Origin of the sequence: Mycobacterium sp. 1165196.3 (assembly GCF_001673415.1) — a bacterium.
In the GTDB taxonomy this organism is placed as follows: Bacteria; Actinomycetota; Actinomycetes; order Mycobacteriales; family Mycobacteriaceae; genus Mycobacterium; species Mycobacterium europaeum_A.
Map to the genome: position 1 here is coordinate 60,925 of NZ_LZLU01000072.1, position 9,666 is coordinate 70,590.

9 protein-coding genes are annotated in these 9,666 nt (G+C 67.6%); 3 read left to right on the plus strand and 6 right to left on the minus strand.

Annotated features, from left to right (window positions below):
- Positions 1–3 precede the first annotated feature (3 nt).
- From A5659_RS07300 to A5659_RS07310, 3 genes are all read left to right on the plus strand, one after another.
- Positions 4–1,197 carry an acyl-CoA dehydrogenase family protein gene (locus A5659_RS07300; RefSeq protein WP_066879095.1) on the plus strand — a complete coding sequence of 398 codons (1,194 nt, stop codon included), beginning with the start codon at positions 4–6 and terminating at the stop codon, positions 1,195–1,197.
- A gap of 4 nt (positions 1,198–1,201) precedes the next feature.
- A complete protein-coding gene (locus tag A5659_RS07305; protein ID WP_067021672.1) occupies positions 1,202–1,888 on the plus strand; it encodes a GntR family transcriptional regulator in 687 nt (228 codons plus the stop codon).
- Positions 1,889–1,964: 76 nt separating this feature from the next.
- Positions 1,965–2,327: a hypothetical protein gene (locus A5659_RS07310; protein WP_066867303.1), complete on the plus strand. Its 363-nt coding sequence runs from the start codon at positions 1,965–1,967 to the stop codon at positions 2,325–2,327.
- Here the strand turns inward: A5659_RS07310 and A5659_RS07315 are convergent.
- The 6 genes from A5659_RS07315 to A5659_RS07340 form a co-directional block, all read right to left on the minus strand.
- The gene (locus A5659_RS07315) at positions 2,324–3,847 is read right to left on the minus strand and encodes a class I adenylate-forming enzyme family protein (RefSeq protein ID WP_067180064.1); all 1,524 of its coding nucleotides are present in this window, start codon (positions 3,845–3,847) and stop codon (positions 2,324–2,326) included. The genes A5659_RS07310 and A5659_RS07315 overlap by 4 nt on opposite strands.
- Entirely contained in the window at positions 3,840–5,408 is a 1,569-nt protein-coding gene (locus A5659_RS07320) for a class I adenylate-forming enzyme family protein (protein ID WP_067180067.1), read from the minus strand. The genes A5659_RS07315 and A5659_RS07320 overlap by 8 nt, the downstream gene beginning before the upstream one ends.
- Positions 5,398–6,867, minus strand: a complete 1,470-nt coding sequence (locus tag A5659_RS07325) for a class I adenylate-forming enzyme family protein (protein WP_067180070.1) — start codon at positions 6,865–6,867, stop codon at positions 5,398–5,400. Before A5659_RS07325 ends, A5659_RS07320 begins: the two co-directional genes overlap by 11 nt.
- A complete protein-coding gene (locus tag A5659_RS07330) occupies positions 6,867–7,661 on the minus strand; it encodes an enoyl-CoA hydratase/isomerase family protein (protein ID WP_067180087.1) in 795 nt (264 codons plus the stop codon). Before A5659_RS07330 ends, A5659_RS07325 begins: the two co-directional genes overlap by 1 nt.
- Positions 7,658–8,470 carry an enoyl-CoA hydratase/isomerase family protein gene (locus A5659_RS07335; protein WP_067180073.1) on the minus strand — a complete coding sequence of 271 codons (813 nt, stop codon included), beginning with the start codon at positions 8,468–8,470 and terminating at the stop codon, positions 7,658–7,660. Before A5659_RS07335 ends, A5659_RS07330 begins: the two co-directional genes overlap by 4 nt.
- 98 nt (positions 8,471–8,568) lie before the next feature.
- Positions 8,569–9,390 carry an enoyl-CoA hydratase/isomerase family protein gene (locus tag A5659_RS07340; protein WP_067180076.1) on the minus strand — a complete coding sequence of 274 codons (822 nt, stop codon included), beginning with the start codon at positions 9,388–9,390 and terminating at the stop codon, positions 8,569–8,571.
- Positions 9,391–9,666: the final 276 nt, after the last annotated feature.

Genomic DNA, 9,666 nt, shown 5'->3' on the forward strand with positions numbered 1-9,666 from the left:
CACATGACCAAACTGGCCCAGACCCTCGGGTTGACGGAGTTCCAGACCGAGATCATCGCCACGGTAAGGAAATTCGTCGAGAAGGAGGTCATTCCGCACGCGGTCGAGCTGGAGCGCGCTGACACCTACCCGCAGGCGATCGTTGATCAGATGCGGGAGATGGGCCTGTTCGGTCTGATGATTCCGCAGGAGTATGGCGGGCTGGGGGAGTCGCTGCTGACGTACGCGCTGTGCGTCGAGGAGCTGGCGCGGGGCTGGATGAGCGTGTCCGGCGTGCTCAACACCCACTTCATCGTGGCGTACATGCTGCGCCAGCACGGCACCGACGAACAAAAGCAGCGGTTCCTGCCGCGGATGGCGGTCGGCGAGACCCGCGGCGCCTTCTCGATGTCGGAGCCGGAGCTGGGTTCTGACGTGGCCGCGATTCGCACCCGCGCCCGGCGCAACGACGACGGCACCTACACCATCGACGGCCAGAAGATGTGGCTGACCAACGGCGCCACCTCCACGCTGGTGGCGGTGCTAGTGCGCACCGACGAGGGTTCGGACAAGCCGCACCGCAACCTCACCGCGTTCCTCGTCGAGAAGCCGGTCGGGTTCGGCGAAGTCGTTGCGGGCCTGCATATTCCGGGCAAGATCGAAAAGTTGGGCTACAAGGGTATCGAGACGACCGAGATGATCTTCGACGGCTACCGGGCCGAAGCCGACGACGTCCTCGGCGGCACCACGGGGCAGGGCTTCTTCCAGATGATGGACGGCATAGAGGTCGGCCGCGTCAACGTGTCGGCGCGGGCGTGCGGTGTGGGGATTCGCGCCTTCGAGCTCGCGGTGCGCTACGCCCAACAACGCGAGACCTTCGGCAAGCCGATCGCCGAGCACCAGGGCATCGCGTTCCAATTGGCCGAGATGGCGACCAAGGTCGAAGCGGCCCACCTGATGATGGTCAACGCCGCGCGCCTGAAGGATTCGGGTGAGCGCAACGACGTCGCCGCGGGGATGGCCAAGTATTTGTGCAGCGAATATTGCGCCGAGGTCACCCAGCAGAGTTTCCGGATCCACGGCGGCTACGGATATTCCAAGGAATACGAGATCGAGCGGCTGATGCGCGACGCGCCGTTCCTGCTGATCGGCGAGGGCACCAGCGAGATCCAGAAGAACATCATCAGCAAGCGACTGCTCGCCGAGTATCAGGTATAGACGGATGAGCGTTCCGGATTTCGCTGCGCGGCCTCAACTTTCGGAGGACGTCGCGCGGATCATCCGCGGGCGGATCTTCGACGGCACGTACGCCGCCGGGTCGTACGTCCGGCTGGACCAATTGGCCGCGGAGTTGGGTATCAGCGTCACACCGGTGCGCGAGGCGCTGTTCGCGCTGTGCGCCGAAGGACTGATCAACCAGCAGCCCCGTCGGGGCTTCGCGGTGTTGCCGGTCACCGGACGCGACGTCACCGACGTGGCGAACGTGCAGGCGCATGTCGGGGGCGAACTGGCCGCGCGGGCGGCGAGCAACATCACCGACAGCCAACTGCACGAGCTCAAGGAGATCCAGGCGCAGCTGGAAGACGCCTACGCCGGTGATGACCACGAGCGCACCGTCCGGCTGAACCACGAGTTTCACCGCGCCATCAATGTCGCGGCGGACTCGCCCAAGCTCGCCCAGCTGATGTCGCAGATCACCCGCTACGCCCCCGAGTCGGTGTTTCCCGCCATCGAGGGCTGGCCGGAGCAATCGATGCAGGACCATCGGCGGATCCTTTCCGCGCTGAAGAAACGCGACGACAAGCTCGCCCGCGTGGCGATGTCGGAACACCTTGCGGCCGGCGCGGTTCCGTTGATCGACCATCTGGTGGCCCGCGGGGTGGTCGCCGACGAGAATGGCCTGACCTAGTCGCCGCCATCTCTTGTCGCGCAGCGAGGTTGGGCATACGCTGCCAGCAGGGTGGGCCACGGACGGAGAAACGAAGATGCCCGCAACGCTTCGCGCATCGGCCCTACTCGTCGCGACCGTGACGGCGATTGCCGTCGCGCCGAGGGTCGTCGCCGACCCGGTGGACCCGATCCCCGGCAATGGTGTCTTCGTCGTCGGCCCCGATATTGCACCGGGTCTGTACCGAACGGCCGGTTCGGCGTCGACCTTCGGGGTGTGGATCAACAATGTGCCGACTCAGGACTCGATGTGCGCGTGGTTCACCTACAGCACGCCCGACGCGAACAAGGACCATGTGGTGCAGACGAACATGTCCGTCGGTCCGATGTTTGCGAACATCAACACCACGATCAAGGCGTTCGAGTCGCAGAACTGCCAACCGTGGACGCGGGTGCCCTAGGACCGGTCCGCTTCGGCCAACATCTTGCGCAGCCGGCGGACGTCGACCTTGCCGGTACCGCCGCGCGGCAGGTCGTCGTCGGAGTCCAGCAGTAACCACACCGTTGGAACCTTGAAGGCGCTCAACACCGTTCGTGCGCAGGCGCGCAGCTGCTCGGCGGTCAGTGCGCCCACGACCGCCGCGCCGACCCGTTCACCCGAGCCGCCCGGCACGTTGGTGACGACGGCGTTGTCGACGCCGTCGATCCTGCGCAGCGCCCGTTCGACCTCGCTGGGGTAGACGGTCGCGCCGCTGACTTTGAACATGTCGTCGGATCGCCCGTGATAGAAGAGGAATCCGTCTTCGTCGAGGTGCCCGAGGTCGCCGGTGGGGTAGAAGCCGTCGGCGGTGAACAGGTCCTCCCGGGTGCGCCCGCAGATGCCGCGCAGCGTGTGCGGTCCGCGGATGTGAATCATTCCGGTGACGCCGGCCGCCACCGGCGCGCCGCTGTCGGTGGCGACGATGCGAACCTCGATGCCCTCGAACGGCTTTCCGCAGCTACCCCAAGCGGACGCGGGCATGTCCGTGTCGGCGGGGTAGCCGCAGTACGGCCCGAAGGCCTCGGTCATGCCGAACAGCGTCGCGCGCGCCCCGGGCTGGGCGCGTTGCCCGGGCGGCAGCAGGGCCTGCAGGCTTCCCGCTTGTAAGGCCGAGAGGTCGGCACCGGCCTTTGCGGCGTGCCGTGCCAACGTTTCGGCCTGGTCCGGCCAGCCCCGAAACAGCGTGACCCGTTCGTCTTCCAACAATCGCAGGGTGGTTTCCGGCCGCGGTATCTCCTCGGTCACCAGGGTGGCGCCGGCCAGCAGCGCGGACAGTATTCCGCTGCCGAAACCGCCCACCCAGAAGAAGGGCATCGGCAGATACAGGCGGGTCTCGGCGGTGATGCAGCGCGCCGCAAGGCCGGCCTGCACGGCGCCCAGCGCGTTGCCGTGCGAGTGGATGACTCCCTTGGGCGCCCCGCTGCTGCCGGAGGTGAACATGATGACCAGCGGGTCGGCCGGGGTGACCGTTGCCGTCATGGCGTCGACGATGTTGCGGGCACCCGCACTCGCGGACGCGCCATCGACTTGGTCGGCCGACCAAACCTGGTGCAACGCCGGCAATTCGGATCGCCCCGCCGCCGGAAGGTCATCGAGGTAGCGGTGGCCGCGGAACTCCTCGACGCTGATCAAGAATTGCACGGAGGCCGCCCGCAGCTGGGCGGCGAGCTCTCCGGCCGTCAGCAGGGTGCTCAGCGGGACCAGGACCGCGCCGACGCGGGTAAGCGCGACGGCGACCCGTACCCACCGGGTGCTATTGGGCATGATGAGCCCCACCCGGGTGCCCTTGGCCACGCCGGCCTCGACGAACGTCGCGGCCAAATCGCGGGTGGCCAGGTCGAGTTCGCGGTAGGTCAGCCGGGAGGTGGGGTCGATGACCATCGGCTTGTCGCCATCGCGGTCGGCCCGAAGCCGCACCAGCCGGTCAATGGTGCTAGACACCGAACAGCTCCCTGAGACGTCGCATGTCGACCTTGCCGCTGGACAGCACCGGAACGTCGTCGCCGCGGAGGGCGACGAACCGCTTGGGAATCTTGTAGGCGGACAGTTCCGTTTCGAGCAGCGAAACCAGGGCGGCTTCGTCGAACCCCGCTGCACCGTCGGCCCGGACGACCACCGCGGCGACGACCTGCCCGCGCCGGGCGTCGGGCAGGCCGAACACGTAAGCCGGCGCTCCGCCGGTGACCCTGCCAATGGCCTTCTCCACTTCGGCCGCCGAGACATTGGCGCCCGCCGTTTTGATCATCGCGCCGAGCCGGCCGGCAAAATAGACGAATCCGTCCGCGTCGACGCGCACCAGGTCGCCGGTGTGGAACCAGCCGTCGGCATCGAAACATTCTTCGCGGCTGCGCTTGTAGTAGCCCTGCATCAGGTGCGGCCCGCGCAGGCACAGCTCGCCGACTTCGCCCGCGACGACATCGGCCGTGGTGTCGGGATCGACGACCTTGATCTCAAAGCCGGGTGCCGGCCTGCCGAATGAGCCGCGCCGGTGCTCGGGCTGGTCGGATTCGTCATCGCCGATCAGCACGACGCTGCCGGCCTCGGTCATGCCCAGCATGTTGTGCCGCAACTGCGGGTCGGCCGGGCGGGCGTCGGGAGCCATGATCGGGTACAGATTGCCGCGCCGCATCGACGACAGGTCGCGGTGCGGGAAGCTCGGGTGTTCCGCGAGGTGGGTGATCCCGGCCGCGAATCCATTGGTCATGGTGGGCTTTTCGGCTTCCAGCAGGTCGAGCGTCTCCCCGGCATCGGTGGCGTTAGAACACACCAAGGTGGACCCGGCCACCAGCGTGGCAAGGAGGCCGAAGGCGAGTCCACCGATCCAGAAGAACGGCGAATTGCAGAACAGTTTGTCGTCGACCGTCAAACCACGGATCAGGTTGAGATTCCGTTGGTGCGCCAGCAGGGCGCCGTGGGTGTGCACGACCCCCTTCGGGGCGCTGGTGGAGCCCGAGGTGTACACGATCGTCAGCGCGTCGCACTGCGCGACGTCGTCCTCTAGCGCCGTCAGCAGCGCGGGGTCGACGGAATCGGCTAACCCGCACACCTTCTGGTGGGTGACCGCGACGCGACGCAGCTGCGGTGCTGCGGCACAGAACAATCGGGAATCGAGATCGGCGCCCGACAGAAGCTCGGAGAGTCGTTGCACGTAGTCATGCGAGCGAAAGCGCGCCGCGGTCAACAAGATTTCCACATCGCTGTCGACGAGCTGCTCGCGCAGCTCGCGTGCGGTGACGAAGGTGGAGAACGGGATCACCACCGCACCGATGCGCGCCGCTGCCAGCATCCCGACGACGAACTCGGCTCCGTTCGGATAGAGCAGCCCCACATGGGTGCCCTTGCCGGCGCCCAGCGCGATCAGGCCGCGGGCCAGCTCCGCCGACCGGCGCTCGGCCTCGGCGTAGCTGATGCGGTCACCGTCACACACCAGCAGGGGGTGATCGCCGCGCCGGCCGACCTGATGCCGCAGCACCTGGGCGACCGTCGAAGGCTCAACGGGCATGGTCGCGCTGCGCTGCGGCCTCGCCGAAGACGTCCCGGATGGCGCCGAGATCGGCCTTGCCCGACGGTGTTCGGGGGATGCTGTCGACGAACGCGATTTCGGTAGGAATCTCGTAGCGCGCCAAACGCTCTCGCAGATACTCGACCAGGGCTTCGGCGTGGGCCGATGCCCCCTCGCGCAGCTCTACCACGGCGACCGGCGTCTCGCCCAGCCGCTCGTCGGGGCGGGCGATCACGGCCGCGCCGGCCACCGCGGGGTGGCTCTCCAGCGCGGCGCGGACGTCGTCGGGCATCACCTTGAAACCACCGCGGATGATCGCCTGGTCGGCACGGCCGACGATCCACAAGAACCCGTCGGCGTCGATGCGCGCCAGATCGGTGGTCCGCATCCACGGTGCGGTCGGCCCCAGCTGGCCCGGTTTGACCTCCAGCAGGCCGACCTCATCGGGGCCCAGCGGTGTTCCGTCCTCGGTGACCACCCGCAGCCGGGCACCCGGGTTGGCCCGGCCGACGCTGCCCCGTTTGGTCTTCCAGTACCGCTGATGGTCGGGCAGGGTCCAGCCCGCCACCCCGCCACCGAATTCGGTTGCCGCATAAGAGGTCAACACCGGAACGCCATACTTCTCGGTGAAGGCATCGGCGTCCTCGGCCGACAACGGGGCCGTGCCGCAGGTAACGGCCCGCAGACTCGCCAGGTCGGCACGCGGGATATCGGAGTGCAAGACCGTGCGCAGCGCCGCCGGCACCAGGGACGCCGCGCGGGGCCGGTGCTTGCGCACCGCCTCGGCCCAGGCGTTCAGCTCGAATCGTTCCAGCAGCACGAACGGCCGCGCCTCGGCGATGCATTGCAGCACCCGGAACACCCCGCCGATGTGCACCAGCGGCGAGTTCACGATCGCGACGCCGCGGCGCAGCTCCGCGGGCGAGACCGCATGTTCGGGATCCGGACCGATCACGCTGCGCGCCAGCATGTCGTAGCCCAGGTCGATTCGCTTGGGCGGCCCGGTAGTGCCGCTGGTCAGCATGCGCACGGCGGTGTCGGACCGCCGGCCGGGGCGGTCGACGCGCGGCGCGGTGACGTCGGCGTCGTCCAACCCGCCCGAAATCGCGACCGTCGGCGTGCCCGCGGGCACCAGGGCCCTCAGATCGTTTGCCTCGCCGACGATCACGGGAAGCCGCAGGCCCGCGATGTCGGCCCTGGTGCGTTCGTCACCTCGGGCGGGGTTGATGACCACGACCGTTCCGCCGCCCAGCAGCACGCCCAGAAAGGCGGCCACATGCCCCGGGCGGTTGCGCAACAGCATCCCGACTTCGGCCCCGCCGATAATCGCGGCGATACGCCGCGCCAGCGCCCCGACTCGTGCCCAGGAGATCCATTGGCCGCCATACTCGATGGCGCGCGAGTCCGGTTGCAGGTCGAGCACGTCGGCGATGCGTTGGGCCAGCGGGTGAGGCGACATCAGCGAATCTTCGGGGTGCGGGCCGCGCTCGGCGCCCCGGAATCGTTTCCAGCGGCCAGCTCCGCGGTGCCCAACGGGTTTCCCAGCCGGGTATAGATCAGGTTCTGCTCCATCGCCGCGCGGTACGGCTTGTCCAGCGATTCCCAGATCGCCTTCACCGTGCCGGCTGTCGCGGTCGGCGGCTTGGCGGCGATGGTCGCCGCGATCTGGTGGGCGCGGTCCCAAAGCTGGTCGGCGGCGACGACCTCGGAGACCAGCCCGATCCGCAGCGCGGTCTCGGCGCCGACCCGTTCGTCGTTGCCCATCAATGCTATTCGCAACGTTTCACCCAGGCCGATGCGGCGCATCAGGCCGATCGGCTCCAAAGCGCACACCAGGCCCGCCGACACGTGAGAGTCGAAGAAGGTGGCGTTCTCGGAGCAGATCACCACGTCGGATTCGTTGACGAAGTAGAACGCGCCCGCGGTGCACATGCCCTGGACCGCACATACCACGGGCTTCCACATCTTCTGCCACTTGGGACTCAGCGCTTCGCCGGGATCCTCGTGGTTCCAGATGTTTTCGGGCTGACCGTATGGCGTCTTGATGTCCAGCCCGGCGCTGAACGCCCGGTCGCCGGCGGCGCGCAACACGACCGCATGCACCGAATCGTCGAGTTTGACGGTGCGCCACGCGCGGGCCATCTCCTCGCACATGGTGCGGTTGAACGCGTTGAGCTGTTCGGGGCGATTCAGCGTGATGGTGGCGACGTGGTCGCGCGTGTCGACCTCGAACAGAATGGTTTCGAACGTCATCGGCACTGCCAATTCGGCTTGCGCTTCTCGATGAAGGCCCGGGGTCCTTCGGCCGCGTCCTCGGTGCGCAGCACCCGCTCGCGGAAGGTCTCGGCGAGTATCTCCGCCTCGTGCAGGGGCACGTTGAGTCCCTTGAGAATCGCGAGCCGGGTGCCCCGGACGGCCAGCGGCGCATTGGAATTGACGATGTCGGCGATCTCGTGGGCGCGCTCCAGCAGGCGGTCATGTTCCACGATCTCGCTGATCAACCCGAGCTCGTAGGCGCGTTGCGCGCTCATCCGCTCGTGCTTGCCCATCAGGGCCATTCGCAGCGCGATCGAGCGAGGCAACACCCGAGACACCCGCACCAATTCCCGGCCGGCCACCAACCCGATGCTGACGTGCGGATCGAAGAAGGTGGCCTGCTCGGACGCGATGACGATGTCGGTCGTGGTGACCCAGTCCATGCCGGCGCCACAGCAGATCCCGTTCACGGCGGTGAGCACCGGCTTGGCCATGGTGCGAAACGGCGGGGTGCCCTCCTGCGGCGCTTCCCACTGGTCGTATGTCGACAGGTAGGGCCGCTCGTAGATCACCTTGCCGTCTTCGGGAATCTCCTTGACGTCAGCACCGGTGCAGAACGCGCGGCCGGTGCCGGTGACGATGGTCAACCAGACAGCGTCGTCGTTTTCGGCCTCGTCGTAGGCGGCCCGCAGCTCGGTGATCATGTGCGGGCTGAGCGCATTGAGGGCGTCCGGGCGGTTCAGGGTGATCGTCGCGGTGTGCCCATCGACTTCGTATTTGATGGTGTCGAACGAATCAGTGGGCATGGGTCATCCCTTCGTGTTGTTTTGCACGTCGAGCGTGGGGCATATGGACGAATTCGAGGCAGTTCCCGTGCGTACGGCCCACACTCGACGCCCCCGAACTAGCGTCCACGAAAATCCGGATCCCGTCGCTGCCGGAAGGCCTCCAGGCCCTCCTTGAAATCGCTTGTTCGGCAAGATAATTCCAGGTTGAACAACTCCTGGGTCAGCGACTGGCTCAGCGTTGCCTGCTGGCCGAAATTGATAGCCTGTTTGGCCAGTCCGAGCGCGGCCGTCGGCCCGGCGGCCAGTCGGCCCACCAACTCTTCGGCGGCGCGATCGAGCTCGGGGCCGCTGACGGCTTGGTGAATCAATCCCCAGTCGGCCGCATCCGGCGCGCCCACCTTCTCGCCCAGCAGCAGCATTCGCCGGGCCCGCGCCAGGCCGATCAGCCGCGGCAGCAGCCAGGTGGAGCCCGAATCCGGGCTGAACCCCCGGTCGATGAAGGGCTCCCAGAACACGGCATCGTCGGCGGCCACGGTGAAGTCGGCGGCCAGCGCGAGGTTGCAGCCGAATCCCACCGCCCAGCCCCGCACGCTGCACACCACCGGCAGCTGGATGGACGCGACGAGCTCGATCACGCGGTGAGCGGCGTGGGGAATCCGCCGCACCAGATCACCGGTGCGGGGACGCGGGGCGCCGGGGTCGTTGGCGGCGACCCAGTCGGCGCCGGCGCAGAAGTCACCGCCGGCTCCCCGGATGTGCACGGCCCGCAGCGAATCGTCGGAAGCGGCATCGGTCAGGGCTTCGACCAAAGCCCCGATCATCAACTGCGTCAACGAGTTACGCCGCGATGGGCGATCGAGCGTCACCAGTAACGCCGCACCCTCGCGGTGCACTGTCACCGAACCCTCGGCACCGGCCGTGTCGGCCCCCTGACTCACCGTCGAATCCGGCCTTTCTCCGCCGATACGGTTACCCATACAGTAGGCAATACGATTGATACGCTGTATAAGTTAGCAAGGATACGCTGCCTGCGAAACAACCCGGGGTGAAAGAGGCAACCATGGCCGCGCCGGCGACGATGCGGCGGGGCACGCCCCCACAAGTGGGAGGTACCCCCGCCCGCTTGCGGGGGACGCCGCGATGAGGAGGAGTGGCGCGATGACCGCGCCGGCGACGATGCAGAGCACAGCGATGAGGAGGAGTGGCGCGATGAC

Excerpts from the sequence above, each read along its gene's own strand:
- A5659_RS07335 (WP_067180073.1), bottom strand. The coding sequence starts at position 8,470 with ATGCCCACTGATTCGTTCGACACCATCAAATACGAAGTCGATGGGCAC.
- A5659_RS07305 (WP_067021672.1), top strand. The coding sequence starts at position 1,202 with ATGAGCGTTCCGGATTTCGCTGCGCGGCCTCAACTTTCGGAGGACGTC.
- A5659_RS07325 (WP_067180070.1), bottom strand. The coding sequence starts at position 6,867 with ATGTCGCCTCACCCGCTGGCCCAACGCATCGCCGACGTGCTCGACCTG.
- A5659_RS07310 (WP_066867303.1), top strand. The coding sequence starts at position 1,965 with ATGCCCGCAACGCTTCGCGCATCGGCCCTACTCGTCGCGACCGTGACG.
- A5659_RS07320 (WP_067180067.1), bottom strand. The coding sequence starts at position 5,408 with ATGCCCGTTGAGCCTTCGACGGTCGCCCAGGTGCTGCGGCATCAGGTC.
- A5659_RS07300 (WP_066879095.1), top strand. The coding sequence starts at position 4 with ATGACCAAACTGGCCCAGACCCTCGGGTTGACGGAGTTCCAGACCGAG.
- A5659_RS07330 (WP_067180087.1), bottom strand. The coding sequence starts at position 7,661 with ATGACGTTCGAAACCATTCTGTTCGAGGTCGACACGCGCGACCACGTC.